Origin of the sequence: Streptomyces griseiscabiei (assembly GCF_020010925.1) — a bacterium.
Classification (GTDB): domain Bacteria; phylum Actinomycetota; class Actinomycetes; order Streptomycetales; family Streptomycetaceae; genus Streptomyces; species Streptomyces griseiscabiei.
The window spans coordinates 3,349,954-3,375,806 of record NZ_JAGJBZ010000002.1 but is presented as its reverse complement, the minus strand read 5'-3'; the positions used below and the strand labels follow the sequence as shown (position 1 = coordinate 3,375,806).

The following is a 25,853-nucleotide window of genomic DNA, read 5'->3' as shown; positions in this document are numbered from 1 at the left end:
ACGGGCGCTGGTCAGACCGGCGGGGCGACGAACACGCCGCGGTCGACGTCGTTGAACGACTCCTTCGCGACCAGTTCGTTCATCGGGTTGGCGGTGCCCCACTGGTCGGTGACCTCGGGCTGGGAGAAGTCGTAGACGTGGGGGTGCCAGGTGTCCTCGTCCAGCAGCTCCAACTCGGTGGTGTACTCGACCGTGTTGCCGTGCGGGTCCAGGAAGTACGTGAAGGTGTTGTCGCCCGCCATGTGCCGGCCCGGCCCCCACACCTTCTTGAACCCGGCCCTGATGACCCGGCCGGAGCCGCGCATGTACTCGTCGATGCCGCGCATCTCGAAGGAGACGTGGTGCAGGGAGGTGTGCGGGCCCTTGGCGAGGGCCATGGAGTGGTGCTGGTTGCTGATCCGCATGAAGTGCATGACCTCGCCCATGTGCGGTGAGCTGAGCGTGTCGGAGAGGCGGAAGCCGAGGTGTGTCTCGTACCAGTCGCGGGTCCTGTCGAGGTCCGGCGAGTTGAGGACGACATGGGACAGCTTGACCGGGATCGACTCCTTCTCCTCGATCTTGCGGTGCCGCCGCACCTCGACGTCGGCGGAGACCTCGATGGTGCGGCCGTCGACGTCGAAGAAGCGGAAGCCGTAACCGCCGCCGGGGGTGTCGACCTTGCCCGGCCGGGAGACCAACCGCACACCGCCCGCGAGCAGTCGCTCGGCGAGGGCGTCCACGTCGGCCGTGCTCGCGGCTCCGTAGGAGACCAGGTCGAGCCGCTTCTCGTCGGCCTTGCGCAGCCGGACGACGTACTGCTCGGGGCTGCCCTCGGCGGCCAGGAAGGAGATGCCGGAGTCCTCGGCGACCTTGGTGAGGCCCCAGACGCCGGCGTAGAAGTCGAGCTGCTTGTCGTAGTCGGGCACGGCGAGGTCGACGTGCCGCAGGTGGGTGAGCAGACGGTTGGTCATGGGGGCCTTCTTCTGGCTTCAGGCTTCAGTTGAGGTCGAGCAGGGCTGCCGCGTTGCCGCCGCGGACGGCGTGGAAGTCGGGGTCGGGCAGCCGGGCGGCGCGCAGGGCGGCGACCGGGTTCTCGGTGCCCATGTCGAAGGCGTAGTCGGAGCCGAGCAGGACCCGGTCCGCGCCCGCCACCCGGACGAGTTCCCGCAGGACGTGCGGGTCGTGGACGAGGGAGTCGAAGTAGAGGCGTCGGAGGTAGCTGCTGGGCAGACGGGCGCAGCCGGCGCCCGCGTCGGGGCGGGTAGACCAGGCGTGGTCGGAGCGGCCGATGTGGGTGGGCAGATAGCCGCCGCCGTGGGCCGCGATCAGCTTCAGACCGGGATGGCGGTCCAGTACGCCGGAGAAGATCAGGTGCGACAGCGCGACCGCGTTCTCCACCGGCTGGCCGACGACGTTGGACAGGTACCACCGGTCGAGACGCTCGTCGAGCGTGCAGCCGAAGGGGTGCAGGAAGAGGATGGCTCCGGTCTCCTCGGCCCGGGTCCAGAGCGGTTCGTAGGCCGGGTCGGAGAGTTCACGTCCCGGGGCATTACTGGAGATCTCGATGCCCGACAGGCCGAGTTCCAGAGCGTGTTCGAGGGCGCGTACGGCCAACTCGGGGTGTTGCATGGGGGCCAGCCCGAGTCCGTGCAGGCGCTCGGGGGCGTGGGCGCAGTGGGCGGCGGTCGCCTCGCCCGCGAGCCGGTGGACCTTCTCGGCCGTCTCCTCGTCCGCCCAGTAGTGGTAGTGCGACGGGGACGGGCTGACGAGTTGGACGTCCACGCCCTGGGCGTCCATGGCGGCCAGCCGTGCGGTGACGTCGATCATCCTCGGGGCGCGTTCGCGGACCATCGGGCCGCTGACGGCGAGTGCCGCGGGGCCGTTGCGGCGGGCGTCGAGGGCCCGGGCCTCGGCGAGTCCCGGCAGGTCCGCCACCAGGGCGTCGACCTCGGGCAGCAGGACGTGCGCGTGCACGTCCACCGTGGGCGCGTGCATGTCCACCGTGGGCGCGTGGACATCCGCCGTGGCCGCGTGGGCGTCCGCCGTGGGCGCGGTCACGGCAGTTCCTTGAGCATGCTCATGGTGCGGCCGATCAGGCCCGGCACGTCGGCGTCGCGCACCCCGTCCAGCTGCCACTGCCCGATCTGCACGGACGCCTCGACGACCGGCCGCACACGTGCGACGCGGCGCTCGTGGTAGGTCCGGAACAGCTCGTCGTCCCAGTCCCGGCCGCCGGTGAGCAGTTCGGCGAGGACGAGGGCGTCCTCCAGGGACATGGCGGCGCCCTGGGCCAGGGTGGGCGGGCAGCAGTGGGCGGCGTCGCCGATCAGCACGACGCGGCCCCGGTGCCAGGAGCCGTCGACCAGCAGGCGGTCGAACCAGGTGTAGTTCACCTTCCGCGGGTCGGTGATGTGTTCGACGATCGCCGGCCAGCACCCGCCGTATCCCTGCGCGGCGCGGCGCATCTCGTCGGCGTAGGAGGCCGGGTCGATCGAGGCGCGGTCGCGGCAGGCCTCGACGACGAACGCGTAGAGGGTGTTCTCGCTGGTGGGGGTGTAGCCCGCGATGTAGGCCCGGCCGCCGTAGGCCAGGTCGGAGCGTTCCACGCCCTCGGGGCGGGGGGCCGCGACGCGCCAGATGGCCATCCCGGTCGGCTCCGGCTTGTCGGTGATGCCGATCGCGGCGCGGGTGGCGGAGTTGAGGCCGTCGGCGCCGATCACCAGGTCGTAGCGGCCTTCGGTGCCGTCGCCGAAGCGCACCGTGACGCCGTCGGCGTCCTGTTCCAGGGCCTCGGCGGTGGTGCCCAGGCGGACGGTGGCGCCCGAGGCGCGGACCGCGTCGATGAGGATCTGCTGCAGCCGGGGGCGCTGCATGCCGAGCGTGGCGGGCAGGTCGTCGCCGCCGGTCCTGATGTCCTCGGCGACGTGCAGCACCGTGCCGTCGGGGGCGGTGATGCCCAGCGTGCCGAAGGCGTAGCCGGAGGCGCTCACCTGCTCCCAGACGCCCAGCTCCCGCAGGACGCGCAGGGCGTTGCCCTGGAGGGTGATGCCGGAGCCGGTGGTGGCGTTCCAGTCGGGCCTGGCCTCGACCAGGTCGACGGCGAGACCGGCGCGGCGCAACAGGACGGTCACGGCGTTGCCGGAGGCACCTCCGCCGACGACGAGCACTCTGCGGGCTGTGTTCACGGGGAACTCCTTCGTTCCGAAGTCCACTTGGCGGCGAACCGGGTGGCTACTTGACGGCGATCGGGTTGACCGGGGAGCCGACGGCTCCGGTGATGGGCAGCGGGGCGGCGGTGAGCCAGAACTCGTACACGCTGTCCGCCGCGCAGTCCTCGGCGAGCGCGTCGAGGTCCCACATCTCACCGATCACCAGGCCCATGTTGGGGATGACGACCTGGTGCAGCGGCTGGAAGGCGTGCTCGAACTCGTTGGGCCGTACCTCGAAGCCCCAGGTGTCGGTGGCGATCGCGGCGATCTCGGTGCGGTGCAGCCAGCCGGCGGTGGTGAACGACAGTCCCGGCGCGGGTCCGCCCGCGTACTCGCCCCAGCCGTCCCGGCGGACACGGGCCAGCTGCCCGGTCCGTACGACGACGATGTCCCCGCGGCCCACCCGCACGCCGTGCGCCCCGGCGGTCGCGGTCAGGTGCTCCTCGGTGACGGCGAACCCGTCGGGCAACTCCCCCTGGGCGCCGATCACCCGGCCCACGTCGAGGAGGACCCCGCGCCCGGCGATGTGCGGCGCCATGTGCTCGATGCCGGTGACCAGGTCTCCGTCGGAGGTGACGACCTTCTCCGCCCGGCGCCCGTTCCAGGCGTGGCCGTGGTCGAAGATGTGCCCGAGGCCGTCCCACTGGGTCGAGCACTGCAACGGCATCGCGATCACGTCGTCGGCGCCACCGATCCCGTGCGGGAAGCCCTGGTTGCCGAGGGCGGCGTCGGTGCCGGTGTCGAGCATGGTGTGGACCGGGTTGGTCCGGCGCCGCCAGCCCTTCTGCGGGCCGTTCATGTCGAACCGCTGGGAGAGCGAGTAGCTGGCTCCGCGCCGGACGAGCGCGGCGCCCTCGCATCGCTTGTCCTCGGTGAGGAAGTTGAGGGTGCCGAGCACGTCGTCCTCGCCCCAGCGCCCCCAGTTCGAGTACGCCTTCGCGGCCTCGGCTATCGCGCCCTCGGGATCCGTACGGTCGATCATGCGCCGGCCCCCTCGGCGAGACAGCGGGTGCGCTGGGCGCCCAGTCCGGTGATCGAGCCCTCCATGACGTCGCCGTCGCGCAGCAGCCTGCCCCAGTGGATGCCGTTGCCGGCCGGGCTGCCGGTCAACACCAGGTCGCCGGGCAGGAGTCGGGAGGTCTGCGAGATGTACGAGACCAGGCGCGCGATGCCGAAGAGCATGTCCTTGGTCGACTCGTCCTGCATGGTCTCGCCGTTCAGCTTCAGCGTGACCCGCAGGTCGCCCGGGTCGGCGATCGAACCGGTGGGGACGATCCAGGGCCCGAGCGGGGTGAAGCCGGGGGCGTTCTTGCAGCGCAGCCAGTCGGTGCCGATGGCCTTCATGTCCCGGCGGAAGACGGTGGCGCGGTCGGTGAGGTCGTTGGCGATCGTGTACCCGGCGACGTGGTCCAGGGCCTCCTCGACGGACACCCGATGGGCGGGCCGGGAGACGACGGCCGCCAACTCCAGCTCCCAGTCCGGCTGTTCGGCCCACGCCGGGAGGACGACATCGTCGTACGGGCCGGTGATCGCGCTCGGCAGACCGATGAAGACGTACGGCAGGTCCTCCGCGGCCCGGCGGTCCATCACCGCGGCGATCTCGGCGCGTGCCTCCTCGACGGTGCGGGGGTCGTCCGGGGAGCGGTGGGCCACTTCCAGGTCGATGACGTGCTGGCGGTAGTTGGCGCCGGACTGGAAGATCTGCCGGGGCTCGACCGGTGCGTGCACCCGCAGGCCGTCGAGGGGCTGCCACTCCAGGGCCTCTTCGTCCGCGAGGACGTGCAGGACCGGGAGGGCCTCCTCCCAGCGCTCCAGCACCGCACGCACATCGACCGGCCTCCAGGCCAGGGCCCGGCCCAGGTCCAGCACACGTTCCCCGACCACCAGGCCGGGGAACGGGCTCCCGTCCGGCCGCGAGAGCGTGCCGAGCGCGAAGGGGCCGGCGGATTGCGTGAGCGTTGCCATGAGATGTCCTCCTGCTGAGTTGCGGACTACTCTGACCTGGATCATGTGATCGCGGAAATGAATCCTGTGGATGACTGTCATCCATGCCGTGGATATGTCTCAGTGATGCCCGGTGGTGCCGATGAACCTGTCCCGACTCGACCTCAACCTGGTCGTCGCCCTGCGCGCCCTGCTGGAGGAACGCAACGTCACCCGGGCCGGCGAGCGCGTCGGACTGAGCCAGCCCGCCATGAGCGCGGCGCTGTCCCGGCTCCGCCGCCATTTCGACGACGAGCTGCTCTCCCGCACCGGCAACGCCTACGAACTGACACCGCTCGGTGTGGCCCTGCGGGACCGCAGCGGCACCGCGTGCGACCTGTTGGAGCGCGTCTTCTCCAGCCAGGCCGACTTCGACCCGGCCGCCGAGACCCGGGAGTTCACCCTGCTCGCCTCCGACTACGGCGCCGCCGTCTTCGGCTCCGCCCTCGCCCGCGCCCTGCACCGGGAGGCACCGGGCCTCCGGCTCACGTTCCGGCATCCGACGCCGAGCGTCGTGGAGAACACCGCGACCGTGCTCAGTACCGTCGACGGACTGCTGATGCCGCACGGTGTCATCGACGGCTTCCCCGTCGTCGACCTCCACCAGGACCGCTGGGTGTGCCTCGTGGCCGACGACCACCCCGAGATCGGCGACACCCTCACCCTCGACCAGCTCGCCGGCCTGCCCTGGGCCGTCTACCAACGCCCCTACGACGCCCCGGCCGCCCGCCAGCTCAGCATGCTCGGCATCAGCCCCCGGGTGGAGGTCTCCGTGCAGACCTTCCAGCTGCTGCCCCACATGGTCGAGGGCACCCGCCGGGTCGCGATGATCCAGGAACGCCTGGCCCGCAAGGCGGTCCGCTTCGCGGCGGTACGCGTCCTGCCCTGCCCCTTCGAGGCCGTACCGGTACAGGAGGCGCTGTGGTGGCACCCCGTACACACCCAGGACGCGGCCCACATCTGGCTGCGGCAGAAGGCCGTGGAGGTGGGCGCGACACTGACGGGCGACAGGTCGGAGCGGGCAACGTAGCTGGTCGCGCCCCTACAGGGGCGCGGGGAACTGCGCGACTCAGGCCAACTGCTCCGGCAACGGCCTGGGATCAGCGACCCCGACTCGCCGACGGGCCACGGCCACTCCCCCCGCGACGAGGGCGGTGGCCAGCCCCAGCACACCCACCGCACCGGCGAGACTGCCGACCCCGGCCTCCACCGCCAGCAGGACCAGCGGGCAGACGAACTCGCCACCGAAGAAGGCCGCCATCCACAGCCCGGTACCACGACCGCGGTCCTCGAACGCCAGGCGCGACATGGCACTCGTGAGAAGGGCCGGGAGCAGCATGCCCGTACCGACACAGTTGACCACCGCTCCGACGACCAGCAGCGGCACGCTGTTCGCCAGGAACATCACCCCGAAGCCGACCGCGCAGACCGCGAGGACCGCGGGCAGCATCGGATCCGGGGAGCGCTTCAGCCGGGCGAAGGTGATCGCTCCGCCGACGGTCGCGGCGCTCGCGACCGCGGTGGCCAGACCGATGACGCCCGTGCTCTCCACACCGAGGTCGTCGAGGAGGTAGGCCATCTCCACCGGGACGGTGTAGAAGACCATCGCCCCGAAGAAGGTCAGCGCACAGATGCCCGCCATCTGCCGCCAGGGGAAGGCGCGTCGGGCCCGTACAGCCGAGGTGTCGGCCGGGATGTCGGTGGTGCTGGTGGCGTCGTCAGTGTCGGTGGTGTCGGTGGCCGCGCGGGTGGTCGGGTTGGGCAGCGCGGAGGCCATCAGCGGGGCGAGGACGAGGCTCACGGCGTAGATCCAGAAGGGCGCCTTCCAGCCCGCCGAGCCGACGGCACCGCCGACCGCGAAGAAGACGGTGGCCGAGGCGGAGGCGCACATGGTCTGCAGCGCGAGGTACTTCACCCGCTGCCGACCGGAGTAGTAGTCGCCGATCAGCGTGGTGCAGCACGTCATGATCGCGGCCTCGGCGACACCCACCAGGGCGCGACCGGCGATGATGGCGCCCAGCGAGTCGAGGTAGAGCGGGGCCGTTCCGAACAGGGCGTACAGCACGGTCGCCACGATCAGCAGACGCTTGCGGCCCAGCCGGTCCACGATCACACCGGCGAACGGTGCGAGCAGCGCCAGCGCCAGCGCCGGGACGGTCAGGGCGAGGGGGACCAGTGCCTTGGCCCCCGGGACGGACGCGAAGTGGTCCTGCATCTTCGGCAGCACCGGGGCGATCAGCACGGCTCCCAGGATCGGGAGACAGCTGCCCGCCATCAGCAGGGTCACGCGCAGTAGATGAGCCGGTCCGGAGACGGCGACGACGGGCGACGGAGCGACCTCGTCGACCGTGGCGGGAGACAGCGGGACGGAACCAGGCATGGGCATGGCGACTCCATGGGGACGGTGGTGGTGCGGGAGCGGGCATGCCTTTCACAGGCGCCGACGGGCGCCCGGCATGCAGGGAGGACGGGCCGCACGCCAGCCGCTGGTCCGGTCAGCGGGGGGTGCGGGTAGGGACGACTATGGGCTGCCCGGCGCCCCGCCACCATCCTCGGAGCGATCCGAATCCCGTATCCGGGTCATCCACCCGGTGGATGCACCCAGGAGGCATCAGCGTCGGCACGGACAGCTGTTCCAGGCTCGCGCGCGGGCGACGGTGTCCCGGAGTCCCGGAAATCAGGCCCTTCCTCTCGGTCCGACCGTACATCGGACGGTCAGCTGAGCTGAACAGCCGCTCCCTGGCCGACACGTAGGCTGGGCCCGGGCTCAGTGATCACGTGCCCGAAGTGGACGAAGACGAAGAAAAAGAAGACAGAAGAAAACAGAAGAAGAAGAAGGAGGTGGCGGCGGATGGCCGGAGATGTTCTGCGCTGGAGCGAATACCGCAGCATGCCGTGGAAGAACGGCGGTGGTACGACCAGGGAAGTTGCGTCGGGCGACGTACGCACCTCCGCGCCCGTGCCACCGGCTCCGGCGGAGCGCGGCGACGGCTTCGACTGGCGGGTGAGTGTCGCGGACGTGGACGCGGGAGGCTCCTTCTCGGCCTTTCCCGGGATCGACCGCGTGATCACCCTGGTCGAGGGCGTAGGCATGGTGTTGACCGTGGACGGGACCTCACATCCGGTCGGCCCGTTGAGCCCGTTCGCCTTCTCCGGAGACGCGACGACGGACTGTCGGCTGGAGGGGGGCGCCGTGCGCGACATGAATGTCATGACTCGCAGGGGCCGGGCGAGAGCGCAGGTGCACATGGACACCATCACCGCCGCGCAGGGGTGGGAGCTGGCCTGCGCGGCGGGCGAGATCCTGCTCGTCATGGCCGTCACCGAGGGGATCGTGGTCAGCGGACCGGACGGGCAGGAAACGGCACTTGGCCGTCTTGACTGCGTCCGTCACGAAAGCCCGGGCGCTCTGACGCTACGGGGCGACGGCACGGTGGCCGAGATCAGGATCACCGCGGCTGGTTGATGGTGGGAGTCGGCGGCCGGCCTTTGGGGGTATGTGAGCGCCGGTCGCACGGGGATGCGGGTGGCACGTTGCAGGTGGCAGGTGGCGGGCTTTGAGGCGAGAACGGGCTCGCGGGTCATCCGCGGAGTGCTGCGATGGCGTGCGCGAGGGCTTGTGGCACGTCCGGGACGCGTGTGTGTGTCCCGTCGCGTACGACGTGCCGTCCCGCGGTCACTGTGTGGGTCACGTCCGCTGCCGACGCGGCGAATACCGCGGTCTCCGCGCCGAGCCGTGGCAGCGGCCCCGCTGTCCTGACCGTGTCGAGCGCGAGGGTGGTGAAGTCGGCGAGCGCGCCCGTCTCCAGGGTGCCGGCCTGGTCCCAGCCGAGCGCGGTGTGGCCGTCGGCGGAGGCCGCGCGCAGGAGGGCGGCGGCTGTCCAGTGGCCGCGGGTGCGGGTGCGCAGCCGTTCGTTCAGCTCCATCGCGCGGGCTTCTTCGAGGAGGTCGATGACCGCGTGGCTGTCGGAGCCCAGGGAAAGGGGTGAGCCGGCTTGCTGGAGGGCTACGGCCGGTCCGATGCCGTCGGCGAGGTCGCGTTCGGTGGTGGGGCACATGCAGGTGCCGGTGCCGGTGTCGCCGATCAGGGTGATGTCGGTGGTGGTGAGGTGGGTGTTGTGGACGCCGGTGGTGCGGGGGCCCAGGACGCCGTGGTCGGCCAGGAGGCGGGTGGGGGTGCAGCCGTGGGTCTGGTGGCAGGCGTCGTTCTCGGCCGTCTGCTCGGAGAGGTGGACGTGGAGCGGGGCGTGGCGTTCCTGGGCCCAGTGTGCGACGGTCGCCAGCTGGCCGGCGGGGACGGCGCGTACGGAGTGGATCGCGGCGCCGATCCTCGCGTGGTCCCGGTCCTTGAGGAGGGAGGCGCGTTCGGCCCAGGCGTCGGCTGTGTGGTCGGAGAAGCGGAGTTGGTGGGTATCGGGGGCCTTGCCGAAGCCGGCGGAGAGGTAGGCGGTGTCGAGGAGGGTGATGCGGATGCCGGCGTCGTCGGCGGCGGCGATGAGGGCTTCGCCCATGGCGTTGGGGTCGGTGTAGGGGGTGCCGCCGGGGGCGTGGTGGACGTAGTGGAACTCGCCGACGGCCGTGATCCCGGCGAGCGCCATCTCCGCGTACACCGCACGCGCGAGGGCGTGGTAGGTGTCGGGGGTGAGCCGGTCCGCCACCCGGTACATGACTTCCCGCCAGGTCCAGAAGGTGCCGGAGCCGACCTGGACGGTGGAGCGCAGGGCCCGGTGGAAGGCATGGCTGTGGGCGTTGGCCAGGCCGGGCAGGGTGAGGCCGCGCAGGACCACTGCGCCGGGCGGCGGGGTGTCGAGGTTCTGGCGGACGGCGGTGATGCGGCCGTCCGTCACGGTCAGGGTCACGCCGGGCTCGACGTGGGTGTCGAGCCAGGCGTGTTCGAGCCAGTAGGTCGTCGATGTCACCTGCGGGCCAGCCCTTCCAGGATGTCGGCGAGGGCGCTCACTCCGGTCAGGCAGTCGTCCTCGGCGGCGTGTTCGGCCGGGGAGTGGGAGATGCCGGTGGGGTTGCGCACGAACAGCATGGCGGTCGGGACGGTCCCGGAGAGGATCCCGGCGTCGTGTCCGGCACCGGTGCCCAGGACCGGGACCGTCAGACCGGTGTCCTTGCCCAGGATGCGGGCGAGTTCGGTGCGCAGGGCGTGGTCGAACTCCACGACCGGGGTGAAGGACTCCCGGACGATGTCCAGATCGATGCCATGCGCCTGGGCGTAGTCGCGGGCGGCCTCCTCGATCCCGCCGACCACTGTGTCGAGGCTTTCCTGGTCGGCGGCGCGGGAGTCGAGCCAGCCACGCACCAGGGAGGGGATGGCGTTGACACCGTTGGGTTCGACGGAGATCTTGCCGAAGGTGGCCACCGCCCCGGCGAGCTGGGCCTGGTGACGGGCGGCCAGGACGGTCTGGGCGTAGGACAGCATCGGGTCGCGGCGGTCGGCCAGGCGGGTGGTGCCGGCGTGGTTGGCCTCGCCCCGGAAGTCGAACCGCCACCGCCCGTGCGGCCAGATGGCACTCGCGATGCCGACCGCGTCCCCGGACAGGTCCAGGGCCCGGCCCTGCTCGACGTGGAGTTCGACGAACGCCCCGATCCGGGCCAGCCGCTCGGGGTCCGCCCCGATGGCCTCAGGGTCGTAGCCGGCGGCCTCCATCGCCCGGGGCAGGGTGATTCCGTCGGCGTCGGTCAGCCGGTGTGCCTGCTCGACGGTCAGCTGACCCGCAGCCAACCGTGACCCGGCACAGGCCAGCCCGAACCGCGCCCCCTCCTCATCACCGAAGTTGACGATGGCGAAAGGCTTGTCGAACTGGGCGCCCCGGGCGCGGAGTTCATCGAGCGCGGCGAACGACGACACCACCCCCAAAGGCCCGTCGAAGGCCCCGCCGTCGGGCACCGAGTCCAGGTGCGAGCCGGTGACCACGGCATCCCCTGCCGTGGGATCGCCGAGCCAGGCCCACTGGTTGCCGTTGCGGTCGACCTCGTAGTCCAGGCCCCGGTCCCGCGCCTGCTCCTCGAACCAGGCCCGGCACTCGGCATCCGCACCGGTCCACGCGAAGCGCCGATATCCACCGGAGTCGGGGTGCCGCCCGATGGGTGCAAGGTCCCGCCACATCTCATGGAAGGAAGTCGTGTTGTTGTGGCCCTGGACAGTCCCAGAGGTGCCGCCCAACGTCACGCGTCGTCCCCTTCACGCATGGGTACGCGTACGCCCCGCTCGTCGGCGATGGAGTCCGCGATGTCGTAGCCGGCGTCGACGTGCCGGATGACGCCCATCCCGGGGTCGTTGGTCAGCACCCGCCGCACCTTCTCCCCCGCCAGCTTCGTCCCGTCCGCCACGGAGACCTGACCGGCGTGGATGGAACGACCCATGCCGACGCCGCCGCCGTGGTGGATGGACACCCACGACGCACCGGAGGCCACATTGACCATCGCGTTCAGCAGCGGCCAGTCGGCGATCGCGTCGGAACCGTCGAGCATCGCCTCCGTCTCGCGGTAGGGGGAGGCCACGGAGCCGCAGTCGAGGTGGTCGCGGCCGATGGCGAGGGGCGCGGCCAGTTCACCGGAGGCGACCATGTCGTTGAACCGCTCACCGGCCTTGTCCCGCTCGCCGTAGCCCAGCCAGCAGATACGCGCCGGAAGACCCTGGAAGTGCACCCGCTCCCCGGCCATCTTGATCCAGCGGTGCAGCGACTCGTTCTCCGGGAACAGGTCCAGGATCGCCCTGTCCGTCTTGGCGATGTCGCTCGCCTCACCCGACAGCGCCGCCCACCGGAACGGCCCCTTGCCCTCACAGAACAACGGCCGGATATAGGCGGGCACGAAGCCCGGGAAGGCGAACGCACGGTCGTATCCCGCGAGCTGCGCCTCACCCCGGATCGAGTTGCCGTAGTCGAAGACCTCCGCACCCGCGTCCATGAAACCGACCATGGCCTCCACATGCCGGGCCATGGACTCACGGGCCCGGGTGGTGAACCCGGCCGGGTCCTTCGCCGCCGCATCCGCCATGTCCTCGAAGTCCACGCCCACCGGAAGGTAGGCCAGCGGATCGTGCGCCGAGGTCTGGTCGGTGACGATGTCGACCGGCGCGCCCTCCGCCAGCATCCGCGGCAACAGCTCCGCCGCGTTGCCCAGCAGACCGATGGACAGCGGACGACGGGCATCCCGCGCCTCCACCGCCAGCCGCAGCGCATCCTCCAGGCTCTCGGCCCTCACATCCAGGTACCGGTGCACGATCCGGCGCTCGATCGCCCGCGGATCGACATCGATACAGATCGCCACACCGTCGTTCATCGTCACCGCCAGCGGCTGGGCGCCGCCCATCCCGCCCAGGCCCGCGGTGAGCGTGATCGTCCCCGCCAGAGTGCCGCCGAACTTCTTCGCCGCGACCGCGGCGAACGTCTCATAGGTGCCCTGAAGGATGCCCTGCGTACCGATGTAGATCCAGGAGCCGGCGGTCATCTGGCCGTACATGGTCAGCCCGAGCTGTTCCAGTCGGCGGAACTCCTCCCAGTTGGCCCAGTCGCCGACAAGGTTGGAGTTGGCGATGAGGACGCGGGGAGCCCACTCGTGGGTCTGCATGACGCCGACGGGGCGGCCGGACTGGACGAGCATGGTCTCGTCCTGCTTGAGGGTGCGCAGGGTGCGGACCATGGCGTCAAAGGAACGCCAGTCCCGGGCCGCCTTGCCCGTCCCGCCGTACACGACCAGCTTGTCCGGGTGCTCGGCCACCTCGGGGTCGAGGTTGTTCTGCAGCATCCGCAGAGCGGCCTCCTGCTGCCAGCCCAGAGCACTGAGCTCCGTACCACGCGACGCTCGAACGGGGCGGGGTCCTGACATGGCAGCCTCCTGGCGGATGAGTGTGTCACCAACAGCTCTTGGTTAGAGATATTCACATCTTGCATTTCTGAATAATTCCAGTCAACACCTCGGTGAAGGGATCACGTCCCGTCACCCCGCCAGATGCCCGTGAACCGGTCCAGCAGTTGGGCCGCCGCGCTGACGTCGTCCGTGAGCGACCGGTCGGCGTGCTCGGCGTCGAGCACCGACGCGGCCAGGTCCAGCGCCCGCCCGACGGGCAGCTCGGGGTCCGGCTTCAGGTCGCGCTGGCGCAGCGCCCGTACGGCGGCGACGAGTTCGCAGCCGACGACGAGCCGGTACGCGCCGCACGCCCGCAGCGTCTGCCGGGCGGCGAGCGAGGCGAAGCTGGCCTGTTCCTCGACGCCCCGGGAGAGTACAGCGTGGCCGAGCGAGGCGGGGGCGGAGAAGGCGCGCAGGTCACCGAGGGCGGCCCCGGCGGCGTACTCCAGGATCATCACACCGGAGGAGCCGGGCCGATCCTCCGCGAGGAAGGGCCGCAGGCGCGTGTAGGCGGGTTCGTTCAGGGTGGAGAGCCGAGCGGTGGACAGCCGGGCGACCTGGACCAGCGCGAGCCTGAAGTGGTCCAGGGCGAGGGCGAGTTGGGCCTGGTAGAAGCCGCCGTGGTGATAGGCCGCCTGATCTTCGGGGCAGATGAGGGGGTTCTCGGCGGCGGCGTTGATCTCGACGCCGAGCACGGCCTCCAGGGCGTCGGCGGCCTCGTGCGCCGGGCCGTGGATCTGGGGCAGGCAACGGAAGCCGTACGGATCCTGGAGGCGTCCGAGAGGGGCGACGGGCCGGTCCTCGGCTCCGACCAGTTCCCGCATCCGGCGGGCGACCTCGCCGGAACCGCGGTGCGGGCGGGCCTCGTGGACGGGGGCCGCGTACGCCTCGTGCGAGCCGTCCACGGCCAGCAGGGAGAGCGCCGCGACGACCTGGGTGGCCTCCAGCAGTCCGCGCAGCTCGCGTACGGCCAGGGCGGACTGGCCGAGAGTGAGAGCGTTGCTGCTGATGAGGGCCAGGGCGTCGTTGTTGTCGAGGAGCTGGGGCTCGGGGGCGCCGTCGCCGAGCCAGGGATGCTCCCCCGCCAGTGCCAGCCCCACCTGCGCCAGGGCCGCGAGGTCTCCGGTGCCCACCGAGCCGAACTCGTTGACGGCCGGATACGCCCCGCTCTCCAGCGCCTCGCACAGGGCGGTGACGACGCCGGGGCGCAGTCCCGCGCCGCCGGCGAGGAGCTGATTGGCGCGCACGGCGAGCATCGCGCGCACCTGCCGGGCGGGGAGTTCCTCGCCGATGGCGCCGGCGTGGCTGCGCAGCAACCGCAGGCCGTGCGCGGCGGCCTCCTCGGCGGGCACGCCCTCGTCGCGGTTGGCGCCCACGCCGGTGGAGCGGCCGTAGACGCGTCCGCCGGCGGCGATCCGGCGGGCGGCCTCCCAGACGTCGGCCATCCGCCCCATCGCGTGGTCGTCGACCAGCGGCCGTGCGGAGCCGTCGGCGAGTCGGACGACATCCAGGACGTCGAGGGCGACACCGTCGAGGACGACGGAACCGCCGCGCCTCACTTTCGAAGTGTCCACAATCTGAGACGACATTGCTTCCAAAACCTCCCCTATATGGACACTTCTTCTCGTCCATCGATCGCTCGCCACGACGGATTGGCGCCGAACCGTTGACAAGTTATTCAGACGCGATGAACTCTGCATGACGTTATGCAGCCCGGGCAAGGGACAACTCATGATCCAATTCGACGCGGTCCACAAGCGGTTCCCCAATGGGACGACAGCGGTGCACGACCTCACCCTGGACATGCCGGAAGGCGGCGTGACCGTCCTGGTCGGTTCCTCCGGCTGTGGCAAGACCACCACCCTGCGCATGGTCAACCGCATGGTGGATCCCACCTCCGGCACCATCCGAGTCGGCGGGAAGGACGTCACCAAGCAGGACGCGGCGGAACTGCGCCGCTCCATCGGGTACGTCATCCAGCAGTCCGGGCTCTTCCCGCACCGCACGGTGCTCGACAACATCGCCACGGTGCCGCTGCTGCTCGGCCACGGCCGTCGCAAGGCCCGCGCCAGGGCCGCCGAGCTGCTTGAGACGGTCGGCCTCTCCGCCGACGCCGGCAAGCGCTACCCCCACCAGCTCTCCGGCGGCCAGCAGCAGCGTGTCGGTGTGGCCCGCGCGCTCGCCGCCGACCCGCCCGTGCTGCTCATGGACGAGCCCTTCGGCGCGGTCGACCCCGTGGTACGCACCCAGCTCCAGGACGAACTGCTGCGGCTCCAGAAGGAGTTGAACAAGACCATCGTCTTCGTCACGCATGACATCGACGAGGCCGTACGTCTCGGCGACCGTATCGCCGTCTTCCGCACCGGTGGCCATCTCGTCCAGTGCGCCACACCCGCCGAACTGCTCGCCCGGCCGGCCGACGACTTCGTGGCCGGGTTCCTCGGCGCCGAGCGCGGCCTGAAGCTGCTCTCGCTCAGGACCCTCAAGGACGTCCCGCAGGGCCCGGCTCCCGAGGGCGGCACCTGGAGCCTCGTACTCGACGAGGCCCGCAGGCCGCAGCACTGGAAGTCGGGCGACGGCGACGTGCCCGTCCGCCCCCTGAAGGACTCCGACTCCCTGCTCGCCGCGCTCGACGAGGCCGTCGCCTCCCCCACCGGCCTGGTCGCCCGTGTCGACCCCGAAGGTGTGCTCACCGGTGTCACCTCGCGCGATGACATCAACCAGCACGCCGGACAGGCGCACACCGACGCACGGCGGGCCGCCTGATGCCTGTGCCCCGTCATGAGACGAGCAAAGAAGGTAGAGCCGCATGACCATCGACTGGTCCTGGATATCGGGCCACACCGACGACCTGCTCTCGCTCACGATCTCCCATCTCCAGGCCGCGCTCCTGCCCGTCCTCCTCGGCCTGCTGATCTCGCTTCCGCTCGCCGTTCTGGCCCACCGGGTCCGCCCGCTGCGCGGCGTCCTCCTCGGACTGTCGAACGTGCTGTTCACGATCCCGTCGATCGCGATCTTCGTGCTCCTGCTGCCCGTCAGCGGTCTGACCCGCACCACGACCGTCATCGGCCTGACCGTCTACACCCTGGTCGTGCTGCTGCGGAACACGGTCGAAGGTCTCGACGCGGTGCCCGCGAAGACCAAGGAGGCGGCCGTGGCCATGGGTACGCGCCCGCTGCGCACACTCCTGACCGTCGAGTTCCCGCTCGCGCTCCCCGTGATCATGGCGGGGGTCAGAATCGCGACCGTCATGTCGATCTCCCTGGTCTCGGTCGCCACGTACATCGGCGACGGCGGCCTCGGCCAGCTCTTCACCGACGGCTTCCAGCGGGACTTCCCGACGCCGGTGATCGCGGGCGTGGTCCTCACGCTGCTGCTCGCCGTGGTCGCGGACGCCGCGCTGGTCGCCCTGCAGTACGCCCTCACTCCCTGGAAGAGGCGGCGAGCCTGACATGTACGAACTCTTCAAGAACCTCGGCTCCTGGCTCACCAGCGGCGCCCAGTGGTCCGGCTCCGACGGCATCGCCCACCGCCTGGCCGAGCACCTCCAGTACTCACTGCTCGCCACACTCATCGCGGCGGCCATCGGCCTCCCGCTGGGCCTGCTCATCGGCCACACCGGCAAGGGCGCCTTCGTCGCCATCAACCTGGCGTCCTTCGGCCGCGCCCTGCCGACCGTCGGCCTGGTCGTGCTGGTCTTCCTGGCCGGCGGGCTCTCGATGCTGCCGGTGTACGTCGCTCTCGTCGCCCTCGCGGTCCCGTCGATCGTCACCAACACCTACGCGGGCATGACGGCCGTCGACCCGGACGTGAAGGACGCGGCACGCGGCCAGGGCATGCGCGGCCACCAGGTCCTGTTCCAGGTCGAACTGCCGCTCGCCCTCCCCTTGATCATGACGGGCCTGCGGCTGGCGCTCATCCAGGTCGTCGCCACCGCGACCATCGCCGCGTACGTCTCCTTCGGCGGCCTCGGCCGCTATGTCTTCGACGGACTGGCCCAGCGCGACCTGGTGCAGGTGCTCGGCGGCGCGGTGCTGGTAGCCGTCGTGGCCGTCGCCCTCGACCTGATGCTGAGCGGCCTCCAGCGCTTCCTCTTCCGCCACCGCACCGCCTAGGGAACCTCACCATGAACCGACGTACTCTCCTCGGCGGCCTCTTCGCCGCGGCCTCCGTCCCCGCGCTCTCCGCCTGCTCCAGCGGCATCACCTCACTCGACAGCCAGGGCTCGGGCACCTCCGGCGGCGGCTCCAGCAAGGGCGGCGTCACCATCGGCACCGCCAACTTCACCGAGAACCAGATACTGGGCTACCTCTACGCGGCCGTCCTGACCGAGGCCGGTGTGAAGGTGAAGGTCCGGCCGAACCTGGGCACCCGCGAGATCGTCATCCCCGCCCTCAAGGGCGGCGACATCGACCTGCTGCCCGAGTACCAGGGCGCCCTGCTCGACTACCTCGACCACGACTCGACGGCGACCGAGGAGGGCGAGATGCAGAACGCCCTCACCATCGCGCTCCCCGCCGGTCTCCAGGTGCTCCCGTACGGCCTGGCCGAGGACGCCGACGCGTTCGCCGTGACCCGTGCGACGGCCGAGAAGTACGGGCTGACCTCGCTCGCCGACCTCAGGAAGCAGAACGGCAAGCTGATCCTCGGTGCCGCCCCCGAGGTCAAGAAGCGCAAGGTGGGCGTCGTCGGCCTCAAGGAGGTGTACGGCGTCGAGTTCAAGGAGTTCAAGTCGCTCGACTCCTCCGGTCCGCTGGTCAAGGGCGCCCTCAAGAAGGGGGACGTCGACGTGGCCAACCTCTTCACCACCGACACGGACATCAAGGACAACGACTGGGTGGTGCTGAGCGACCCGAAGGACCTCATCCCCGGGCAGCACGTCGTCCCCCTCATCGCCGACCGCAAGGCCGACTCCACGGTCCGCAAGGCCCTCGCCCGGCTCGGCAACGTCCTCACCACCGCGGATCTCACCGAGCTCAACCGCCAGGTGGACAGCGACAAGAAGGACCCGGAGGACGTGGCCAACGCGTACGCGAAGCAGCACGGACTGGCGAAGTAGCGAGGTGCGGTCCCGGCGGGGACCGCACCCGCGACCGTGTGGCCCTGTGGCCCCGCCGTGTCGGAGCGAGGCATTCGACGGCTGTGAACAGTGTGCCCCCGCAGGGCCTCAGACCTGCCCAAAAGACTCTGGTGGTGTCCCCGTCGGCCGTGCGAGGGTGAGCAGCTCACTGTGCTTCGGACCGCTGGAGGAAAAGGTATGAGCCTGGCCCGAGACGAGGGCGTCATGACGGTGAAGGGGAAGGCACCCCAGCGGTCGCGAGTGGCTCCCTCCTCCGCCGGAACGACCGTGCAACGGATGCTCGACCTCCAGAGCGCCGCCGGGAACAGGGCCGTGGCCGAGATGGCTCGGCGTGGCGGGCTGCCGGAGGCGCAGGCGCCCCATCAGCACGGTCCGGCGTGCGGGCACCGGGCGCAGGCGGCGGTGCAGCGGTCCGCGGCCGATGTCACCGTGGCGCGGGCCGAGGACGAGCATGCGCACGCTCACGACACCGGGCCGGAAGGGCAGAGCGCGCTGCTGGCCGCCGCCATGAAGTCGCCGAGTGAGGCGCTGCCCCCGTCAGTTGTGGCGAAGGCCGGGGAGTTCTACCAGAACGACGCCCTCGCCTCCACGCGCGTCCACCGCGACGTGGTGGCCCAGCGTGCCACGGAGGCCATGGGGGCCGCGGCCATGACCGTCGGCAACCACATCTTTCTCTCCGCCGGGGCCGCGGCCAGCGAGAAGCTGCTCGGCCACGAACTCAGCCACGTCGACAAGAACCTCAAGGGTGTGCCCGAGACGGGCCACAGCAACGGCGCCGGAGTCACCGTCACCAACCCGCGCCAGGACTCCGAGCGGGCAGCCGAGCGGGACGGTGACGCCTACTCCGCCGGTCAGCGGACCGCCCCGTCCCTCGTCGCGTCGCATACGGGGGCGAACGCCTCCGCCGGGCCCGTGCAGCGGATGCTGGAGGAAGGACAGTCGTCGGAGGAAGGGCGGCGGATCGCCCTCGAGGACGGTCCGCTGGGCCTCAGCGGGGAGGACCACATCGCGTCGCTGGCCGAGGACAGCGAACAAGAAGTGATCCTTCAACGTGGCATCACGCCCACGCAGCGGAAGGCCATGGAGAAGGAGGTCATCCGCGGCTCCTTCGTCAGCCTTTCGAAGATGACGGCGAAGCCCGACGAGGAGTCCACGAAGCCCGATCCCGAGCATGTCCGGGGATATGTGAACCAGGAGCTCAACGACGATGTCGCCAAGCTCATCGAGTTCTCGACGAAGTCCCACATCGCCACCGGGTTCGCCTCGGAAGCCTCCTTCGGCATCGTGCTCACCATCAAGGTCAAGAGGAAGTACCTGGCGAAGGGCGCGACCGGTAGCGAGAGCGGCTGGATCGCGCGGCAGGGAGCGCCCTACGACATCGTCGGGATCGAGCGGAAGGAGCGGGGGGTGGAGAAACTGACTCCGCTCACCGAGGGGGAGTTCCGCGAGGTGGTCAAGAAGGAAGAGATGGCCGAGTTCCTTCTCAAGTTGCAGGATCCGATGACCAGGGCAGAGCATATGAACTCGATCGAGCCTTCGCAGAGGGGGGCCGAGATGCAGAAGATGCTCGCCTACAAGAAGGCGGTGTACGGGCCCTAGGTCGTCTCTGACGAGTGATCACGGTTCACGGGGGTGAGGGCCGGCGAAGTGGGCCGAGCGTGCGTGCGGCCTTCCGCGTCGAGGGCGTCGGGGATCCGTGGCCTGAGCCGTGGCGCCGTTGGCCAGTAACGATCTGCGGTCCGAAGTCCGTGGTCGGCTGTGGTTGCCCGCGACGGCCCGCCAGATGAACTGACGGGCCGTCGCGAAGGATCGAGGCTAGAGGTAGGGCTCCCACAGGAAGTTGACCTGCGTGCCCGGTGGCAGGGTGATCGAGCTTCCGTATCCGGTGCCGTCCGGTATCAGCTGCCCTTCGTCCGGCATCCCGTAGAACGCAAAGGTTTGGTAGACGCCTTCGGGCAGGTCGATGGCGTAGGCCCCGCCGGCATCCGTGTAGGTCTCGTAGAACGCGCCATAGGTCCGCGGCTGGGGATAGAAGGTGACCTGAACACCTTCGACCGGGTTGCCCTGCGCGTCCTGTACCACCCCTTCGACCCGGCTGCTCTCCTCGGTGGTCTCCTCTCCTCCTCCGCTGGGTTCGCCTGTGGCGTTTCCGCCGGTGGCGTTCGGGGGCGGGGTGGTGTCCACCTCGGTCGGAACCTGGATCGGGAAGGACCCCGGTTCGTCGTCCTCCCCCACGTCAGCGCAGGCACCGACGAGGAACAACAGGGGGCACAACAGCGCTGCGCCCAGTCGTGAGGCAGCGCGTGCTTTGCGGCTCGCCATAGTGGGCGACATCGCTCTTCTCTCCTTCTTCTTCGGTCTTCTTCGGTCATCCAGTGAACGGGCCGCGGGATGCGCCCTTGCCTCGTGCGCGCATCCCGGGTCCTCTTCTGCTAGGCGCGGTCGAGGACGCGCTCGATCTCACCGTCGTCCTCGTCCTGGGCCAGCCACCTGTTGCAGGGGAACGTCCACTCCTGGTTCGTGTCCTCGTTGCGGATGAAGATCCGGTCGAGGTACCAGCCCGGGAAGGGGAACTTGTTGTCGTGCCGGACCCTGACCCGCCGCAGGTCGCCGAGGTCGGCCAGGTGGAGCGCGAACGTGTCGACCGCTCCCTGTTCGAAGTTGTTGCCGGCGTTGTCGAGGTTGAGCTCGTCGCTGCCGTCCTTGTCGCCGTACAAGGTGATGTAGACATTGGCGTCGGTGCCGGCACCCGCGAGCGGACTCAGGTTTCCGGTGTGGACGTTGACTCGGTAGATCGCCATGACCCCTCGTTTCGAGCTGTGTTGTGGTCCTCGGCTCCGTGCTCCGATCGCCCGGCCGAGGCAGGTCCACTGTCATCCGCCCAGGAGCCCGGCGGCATGAGCCGGCTGTCCCGGCCGGGGCGGGCACGTCGCCCGGCGCCAAGGGCGGTGTTCTGGGCACGGTGTCCCGCTGGACCGGGCCTCCTGCCTCATGCGCGGACCTCGCGCCTCGCGCACTGTTTCCTGCAACACCACTTCAGGAGAAGGCGCTTGTGGTGGCTGGCCATCGAGGGTGGGGTCCAGAAGAATGGCGGTGTGGCCGTGCGCGCGATCGTGTGGTCGGTGGTGGTGTCCAGCGCGGCTGCGGTCGGGTTCGCCGGCTGGGTCGCAGCCTTGCCCGACGGCGTTCCTCAGCCGCAGGGCGGCGATCTCGGCGAGATCCTGCTCGGCGTGGCGATCTTCTCCTGGGCCGTCACCGGCGCCGTTGTGGCGTCGTTGCGCCCGCGCAATGCGCTCGGGTGGATGTTCCTCGTGCTGGGCGCGGTCGGGGCCTGGCAGGTGGGGCTCGCGGCATACGGCGGCTACGGCATGTTCGTCACCGATGCGGACTGGCCTGGTGCACCCATGGCCGTCGCCGTGGCCAGCGGGGCCCATTACCTGGTGGTGTTCTCCCTGCCGACGATCGTCATGGGGCTGTATCCGCGGGGCCGTCCGGAGCGTGGGTGGCTGTGGTGGCCGGTCGGCGCGGCAGCGGCGGCCATCGTCGTGCTGACCGTGTGCGCGCCCTTCGACTCCTCGGCGTACGACGACATCGTGCCCGGCGGCACACCGCCGGTGGCCTTCTCACCCTCGGTGAGCGGGGTGGTGAACGGCACCTGCCTCGCGGTGATCGGTCTGTGCTCCGTGGTCGTCACCGGGCACACGCTGGCGCGTCTGATCAGGTCCCGGCCTCCCGAACGCCAGCAGCTGGCGTGGATGGTGGCGGTGCTCATCCTCCTGCTGACGCTTCAGTTCGTCCTCGGGCCCGCCGCACGTGCCTGCCTCATCGGTCTGGTTCCCGTGGCGGTGGCGATCGGCATCCTGCGCTATCGGATGCTCGGTGTCGAGGCCATCATGCGCCGCGGCTTGGTCTACGGAACGCTCACGATGGTCGTCATCGTCGTCTATCTGCTGGCCACCACTGTTCTCGGGGCGCTCTGGAGCCGTGGCCCGCTGCCCGGTGTCCTCGCGGCCGCGGTCGTGGCCATTGCTTTCACTCCGGCACGGGAGCGGCTGCAGCGGGCGGTGGACTGGTGGATCTACGGCGCCCGGCGCGATCCGTTGCGGGCGCTGTCCGGGCTCGGTGACCGGATGGCAGACGTCGAGGACAAGGATCTTCTGCCGGTCGCGCTCGGCGCCGTGCGCGAGGCCGTCCGTTCCCCTGCCGTGGCCGTGGCCGACCCGGACGGGAACGTCCTGGCCACTGTGGGCCGGGTCCCGCCCGAGGGACACACGCTCCAACTGCGTCTCGCCGGGAGAACGTTGGGGACCATGGCCGTCGCGGACCGCACGCCCGGCGAACCCTACGGCCCGGACGACAAGCGACTGCTCACGGCCCTCGGGCACCAGATCGCGGTGGTGGTCAGAGCGCGCCGGTTGACCGACGACGTCGCCGCCGAACGGGACCGGGTCGTCGACGCGACCCGAGTCGAACGCGACCGGCTGCGCCGCGACCTGCACGACGGACTCGGCCCGTCGCTGGCCGGCATCGGCCTCGGCCTGCAGGCCGCGACCGACAGCCTGTCCAAGGGAGAGACAGCCTCTGCCGCGGACCTGGTGGAGCGCACCCGCGATGAGGTGAGCGGTGCCGTCGCCGAGATCCGCCGCATCATCGACGGCCTGCGCCCGGCAGCTCTCGACCGCCACGGGCTCGCCGAGGCCATCCGCCGGCACGCACTGTCTCTCGCGCCGTCGGTGGCAATCGAGGTGCGGACGTCGATGCTGCCGGCGCTGGACCCCGACGTAGAAAATGCCGCTTACCGCATCATCGGCGAAGCCCTCACCAACGTCGCCCGCCATGCCTGCGCGCAACGCGCCGAGGTGGTGGTGAGCGCCGAAGGCCGAACCCTGCACATCACCGTCCGCGACGACGGAGCCGGTATCCCGTCCGGCTCTTCCGCAGGCGTGGGAGTGGCGTCGATGCACCGTCGCGCCCAGGCCGTGGGCGGGCGGCTCGTCATGGCGCCCGCGGAGTACGGGACCGTCGTCACCGCCACCCTGCCCCTGGAGAGGCCCCGATGAGTACGGACAGCCCGGTGCGTGTGGTCATCGCCGACGACCACCCCATGTTCCGTTTCGGCCTGCGCGCCGCGTTGACGAGCCATGACGGCATCGAAGTCGTGGGCGAAGCGGAGGACGGCAACGCCCTGCTCGCGCTGGTGGAGGACACACGGCCCGACGTCGTCCTCACCGACCTCGCCATGCCCCACCTGGACGGAACCGCGGCCATCCGCCAACTGCAGGACACCCACCCTCATACGGGGATCCTGGTCCTGACCATGCACGAGGACGACGAGGCACTCGTGGGAGCCCTCCGCGCGGGTGCACGCGGCTACCTCCTCAAGGGCGCCGACCGTACCGAGATCGCGCGTGCGGTGCTGGCCGTCGCCTCCGGGAGCGCGGTCTACGGTGAGGCCGTCGCAGGGCGCATCAGCGCCTTCTTCACCCAGCCCCGGCCTAGGTACGCGGCGCAGGTCTTTCCCGAACTGACCGACCGCGAGCGGGAGATCCTAGAACTCGTGGCCGAAGGGGGCAGCAACCACGCCATCGCCCGACGCCTCTTCCTCGCCGAGAAGACCGTCCGCAACCATGTGTCGGCCATCATGAACAAACTCGGGGCCGCCAGCAGGGCGGCCGTGGTGGCCCGTGCGCGCGACGCAGGACTCGCGGGCCCGCAGGGCGGTGCACGCGACCGTGAATGACGACACCTCCGGGGCAGGACGGGTCGTCTCATTCCGGCAGGGGGAGCCGGACGTACACGCGGTGACCCTGGCGGTCACAGACGATACGGAAGCTGCCGCCCAGGTCTTCGGCGCGGCAGCACATGGAGACCGTGCCCGGGAGATCGGAGAGGGGCTCGCACGGTCAGCCCTGCTGGCAGAGGGCCAGTTCTGCACGAAGCCCGGCCTGGCCCTCGTCCCCCGTTCACAGCACGGCGACGAACTCGTGGATCGGCTGCGTGCCGTGTTCGATGCCCACCCTGGAGGTTTCCTCCTCACCGGCGGCATCAACGACGCGTTCCAGCAAGGTGTCAAGGAGCGACTGGCACTACCGGGCGTCGAACAGCTGGCGTCGGGCGCCGACGTGTCCGGGGACGGATTCGCGGCGCGGTCCGCCCTCCTCGAGGTCACCCCGGAGGGCCTGGCGGACGCCGCACTGGAGGAATGCTTCGGACCGCTCCTGCTGGTCTGCCGCTACCACGACCGGCGACAACTCCAAGAACTCCTGCACAGGCTGCCCCCGGCCCTGACCGCCACGGTTCACACCCGGGACGGCGAGACGGACTTCGCCCGGCTCGCGTCGGAAACCCTGGCCGACCGGGTGGGCCGCCTCGTGTGGAACGGGTTCCCCACCGGGGTCGCGGTCACCTGGGCCCAGCATCACGGCGGTCCGTGGCCCGCCACCACCAACGCGTTGCACACGTCCGTCGGCGCGACCGCGATCTGCCGCTTCCTACGCCCTCTGACCTGGCAGGACGCCCCACAGGAGGTCCTGCCCGCCGAGTTGCGTGACGACCACGCAGGCATTCCGACACGAGTCGACGGCTGCCTGAGGTTCCTCCGAGTCGCTTAGGTTCTGATCAAACCTGTCGCGCCGGTTCTCGTCTTCCGCGACATGGAGAACGGCCTGGTCGCCATGAACCGCTCCCGACCGCACGCACACCCTCACCGCCAAGGGCTTGGGCCCCTCCCACGGCCGGTCACCGGGCCGCTCAGGGCCGGTCCGGGAGGTGTTCCAGCGCGGTGGAGATGTCGGCGTGGGTGGCGACGTCCAGGAGGGCCTGGCCGATCATGGAGACGGGTTCGCGGGCCGGGAGGACCAGGCCGATCCGTTCCGTGCGGACCGGGCGGACGAGCGGTACGACGTGCATCCCGGCGGGCACACCGAAGACGTGCAGCCAGGCGTGGGGCACGATGCTCGCCCACTGCCCCGCTCTGACCTGGGCGAACAGAGAGGCGATCGAGTCCGTCTCCACGCGTGGGGTGACCGAGACGCCCACCGTCTCGAACACCGCGTCGAGGACCTGCCGGCCCAGCATCAGCGGGTGCAGCAGGCACAGGGGGTAGGCGGCGGCCTCCGCCCAGGAGATCTCGGCGGGGCCGTCTGCGCCGGGAGCGGATCGCCGGGTCAGCAGGACATAGCGCTCCCGGTAGAGCGGGACGAATCTGAACTCGTTCTCCACGACGGTGCTGTGGTAGGTGACGGCCGCGTCCAGTTCGAACGCCCGGAGCCGGTTGACGATGTCCTCGCTCTGCAGGTCGGCGAAGATCTGGACCGTCGCCAGCGGGTTGGCGGCGCAGAACGGCTGGGTCAGCAGCGCGACGGCCGTGGAGGCGGTCGGGACGGTGCCGATGCGCAGTCGGCCGCTCAGCCCGGCCCGCAGCGCCTCGATCTCGCTCTGCATCGCGTCTCGGTCGGCGAGGATGCGCTGCGCCCACAGCACGACCCGTTCGCCCTCCGGTGTGAAGCCCTCGAACCGGCGCCCCCGCCGCACGAGGGGGATGCCGAGTTCGTCCTCCAGCTTCCGGATGCCCTCGGACAGGGTCGGCTGGGAGACATAGCAGGCCTGCGCCGCGTTGCCGAAGTGGCGGGAGCGGGCGAGGGCGACGAGGTATTCGAGTTGGCGCAGCAGCACGCCTCCCATGATCTCCCGCGTCGGACGGTCCTGCCCCGGTGGGCCGCCGTTCAGGGCCGTTCATC

23 protein-coding genes are annotated in these 25,853 nt (G+C 70.5%); 10 read left to right on the top strand and 13 right to left on the bottom strand.

Annotated elements, in window-relative coordinates:
• Window positions 1-11: 11 nt before the first annotated feature.
• The 5 genes from J8M51_RS31735 to J8M51_RS31715 are packed head-to-tail and all read right to left on the bottom strand — an operon-like array spanning window position 12 to window position 5,153.
• The gene (locus J8M51_RS31735; protein WP_086753968.1) at window positions 12-950 is read right to left on the bottom strand and encodes a VOC family protein; all 939 of its coding nucleotides are present in this window, start codon (window positions 948-950) and stop codon (window positions 12-14) included.
• Between the two features lie 25 nt (window positions 951-975).
• A complete protein-coding gene (locus tag J8M51_RS31730; RefSeq protein WP_086753988.1) occupies window positions 976-1,974 on the bottom strand; it encodes an amidohydrolase family protein in 999 nt (332 codons plus the stop codon).
• A gap of 59 nt (window positions 1,975-2,033) precedes the next feature.
• On the bottom strand, window positions 2,034-3,164 hold the full coding sequence (locus tag J8M51_RS31725; protein ID WP_086753987.1) for an FAD-dependent oxidoreductase: 1,131 nt from the start codon (window positions 3,162-3,164) through the stop codon (window positions 2,034-2,036).
• A 46-nt stretch (window positions 3,165-3,210) separates the two neighbouring features.
• A complete protein-coding gene (locus J8M51_RS31720) occupies window positions 3,211-4,170 on the bottom strand; it encodes a cyclase family protein (RefSeq protein ID WP_086753966.1) in 960 nt (319 codons plus the stop codon).
• Complete coding sequence (locus J8M51_RS31715) at window positions 4,167-5,153, bottom strand: fumarylacetoacetate hydrolase family protein (RefSeq protein ID WP_086753964.1); 987 nt, start codon at window positions 5,151-5,153, stop codon at window positions 4,167-4,169. The genes J8M51_RS31720 and J8M51_RS31715 overlap by 4 nt, the downstream gene beginning before the upstream one ends.
• Window positions 5,154-5,274: 121 nt before the next feature.
• On the opposite strand from J8M51_RS31715, the gene J8M51_RS31710 reads away from it, so the two are divergent.
• On the top strand, window positions 5,275-6,201 hold the full coding sequence (locus J8M51_RS31710) for a LysR family transcriptional regulator (RefSeq protein ID WP_086753962.1): 927 nt from the start codon (window positions 5,275-5,277) through the stop codon (window positions 6,199-6,201).
• 39 nt (window positions 6,202-6,240) lie between these two features.
• Here the strand turns inward: J8M51_RS31710 and J8M51_RS31705 are convergent, their stop codons facing one another.
• A complete protein-coding gene (locus tag J8M51_RS31705; protein ID WP_086753985.1) occupies window positions 6,241-7,551 on the bottom strand; it encodes an MFS transporter in 1,311 nt (436 codons plus the stop codon).
• Between the two features lie 471 nt (window positions 7,552-8,022).
• Between J8M51_RS31705 and J8M51_RS31700 the strand changes: the two genes are divergently transcribed.
• Window positions 8,023-8,637 (top strand): HutD/Ves family protein, encoded by a 615-nt coding sequence (locus tag J8M51_RS31700; RefSeq protein ID WP_086753960.1) that lies wholly within the window; start codon window positions 8,023-8,025, stop codon window positions 8,635-8,637.
• A gap of 115 nt (window positions 8,638-8,752) precedes the next feature.
• Here J8M51_RS31700 and J8M51_RS31695 read toward each other — a convergent pair whose 3' ends face one another.
• The 4 genes from J8M51_RS31695 to J8M51_RS31680 form a co-directional block, all read right to left on the bottom strand.
• Entirely contained in the window at window positions 8,753-10,090 is a 1,338-nt protein-coding gene (locus J8M51_RS31695; protein WP_267299636.1) for a formimidoylglutamate deiminase, read from the bottom strand.
• Window positions 10,087-11,289, bottom strand: coding sequence for an allantoate amidohydrolase (locus J8M51_RS31690; RefSeq protein WP_267299635.1), 1,203 nt, complete (start codon window positions 11,287-11,289; stop codon window positions 10,087-10,089). Before J8M51_RS31690 ends, J8M51_RS31695 begins: the two co-directional genes overlap by 4 nt.
• A 59-nt stretch (window positions 11,290-11,348) precedes the next feature.
• On the bottom strand, window positions 11,349-13,013 hold the full coding sequence (gene hutU / locus J8M51_RS31685; protein WP_267299634.1) for a urocanate hydratase: 1,665 nt from the start codon (window positions 13,011-13,013) through the stop codon (window positions 11,349-11,351).
• Between the two features lie 101 nt (window positions 13,014-13,114).
• A complete protein-coding gene (locus J8M51_RS31680; protein ID WP_267299633.1) occupies window positions 13,115-14,623 on the bottom strand; it encodes an aromatic amino acid ammonia-lyase in 1,509 nt (502 codons plus the stop codon).
• A 142-nt stretch (window positions 14,624-14,765) separates the two neighbouring features.
• Here J8M51_RS31680 and J8M51_RS31675 point away from each other — a divergent pair, with 142 nt between their 5' ends.
• The 5 genes from J8M51_RS31675 (at window position 14,766) to J8M51_RS31655 (ending at window position 19,713) form a co-directional block, all read left to right on the top strand.
• Complete coding sequence (locus tag J8M51_RS31675; RefSeq protein ID WP_086754233.1) at window positions 14,766-15,800, top strand: ABC transporter ATP-binding protein; 1,035 nt, start codon at window positions 14,766-14,768, stop codon at window positions 15,798-15,800.
• Window positions 15,801-15,843: 43 nt separating this feature from the next.
• On the top strand, window positions 15,844-16,485 hold the full coding sequence (locus J8M51_RS31670) for an ABC transporter permease (protein ID WP_086754231.1): 642 nt from the start codon (window positions 15,844-15,846) through the stop codon (window positions 16,483-16,485).
• A gap of 1 nt (window position 16,486) precedes the next feature.
• Complete coding sequence (locus J8M51_RS31665) at window positions 16,487-17,149, top strand: ABC transporter permease (RefSeq protein ID WP_086754229.1); 663 nt, start codon at window positions 16,487-16,489, stop codon at window positions 17,147-17,149.
• Between the two features lie 11 nt (window positions 17,150-17,160).
• Window positions 17,161-18,093: an ABC transporter substrate-binding protein gene (locus J8M51_RS31660; protein ID WP_086754227.1), complete on the top strand. Its 933-nt coding sequence runs from the start codon at window positions 17,161-17,163 to the stop codon at window positions 18,091-18,093.
• A gap of 198 nt (window positions 18,094-18,291) precedes the next feature.
• A complete protein-coding gene (locus tag J8M51_RS31655) occupies window positions 18,292-19,713 on the top strand; it encodes an eCIS core domain-containing protein (RefSeq protein ID WP_086754225.1) in 1,422 nt (473 codons plus the stop codon).
• 216 nt (window positions 19,714-19,929) lie between these two features.
• On the opposite strand, the gene J8M51_RS31650 is transcribed toward J8M51_RS31655, so the two are convergent.
• Window positions 19,930-20,448 carry a carboxypeptidase-like regulatory domain-containing protein gene (locus J8M51_RS31650; RefSeq protein ID WP_086754223.1) on the bottom strand — a complete coding sequence of 173 codons (519 nt, stop codon included), beginning with the start codon at window positions 20,446-20,448 and terminating at the stop codon, window positions 19,930-19,932.
• Window positions 20,449-20,546: 98 nt separating this feature from the next.
• Window positions 20,547-20,915, bottom strand: coding sequence for a PLAT/LH2 domain-containing protein (locus J8M51_RS31645; protein WP_086754220.1), 369 nt, complete (start codon window positions 20,913-20,915; stop codon window positions 20,547-20,549).
• 96 nt (window positions 20,916-21,011) lie between these two features.
• Between J8M51_RS31645 and J8M51_RS31640 the strand changes: the two genes are divergently transcribed.
• The 3 genes from J8M51_RS31640 to J8M51_RS31630 are packed head-to-tail and all read left to right on the top strand — an operon-like array spanning window position 21,012 to window position 24,725.
• On the top strand, window positions 21,012-23,174 hold the full coding sequence (locus J8M51_RS31640) for a sensor histidine kinase (protein ID WP_086754218.1): 2,163 nt from the start codon (window positions 21,012-21,014) through the stop codon (window positions 23,172-23,174).
• Window positions 23,171-23,854 (top strand): response regulator, encoded by a 684-nt coding sequence (locus J8M51_RS31635; RefSeq protein WP_086754217.1) that lies wholly within the window; start codon window positions 23,171-23,173, stop codon window positions 23,852-23,854. The genes J8M51_RS31640 and J8M51_RS31635 overlap by 4 nt, the downstream gene beginning before the upstream one ends.
• A complete protein-coding gene (locus J8M51_RS31630) occupies window positions 23,847-24,725 on the top strand; it encodes an aldehyde dehydrogenase family protein (RefSeq protein WP_179202973.1) in 879 nt (292 codons plus the stop codon). Before J8M51_RS31635 ends, J8M51_RS31630 begins: the two co-directional genes overlap by 8 nt.
• A gap of 139 nt (window positions 24,726-24,864) precedes the next feature.
• Here J8M51_RS31630 and J8M51_RS31625 read toward each other — a convergent pair whose 3' ends face one another.
• Window positions 24,865-25,788, bottom strand: coding sequence for a LysR family transcriptional regulator (locus J8M51_RS31625; RefSeq protein ID WP_086754237.1), 924 nt, complete (start codon window positions 25,786-25,788; stop codon window positions 24,865-24,867).
• Between the last annotated feature and the right edge of the window lie 65 nt (window positions 25,789-25,853).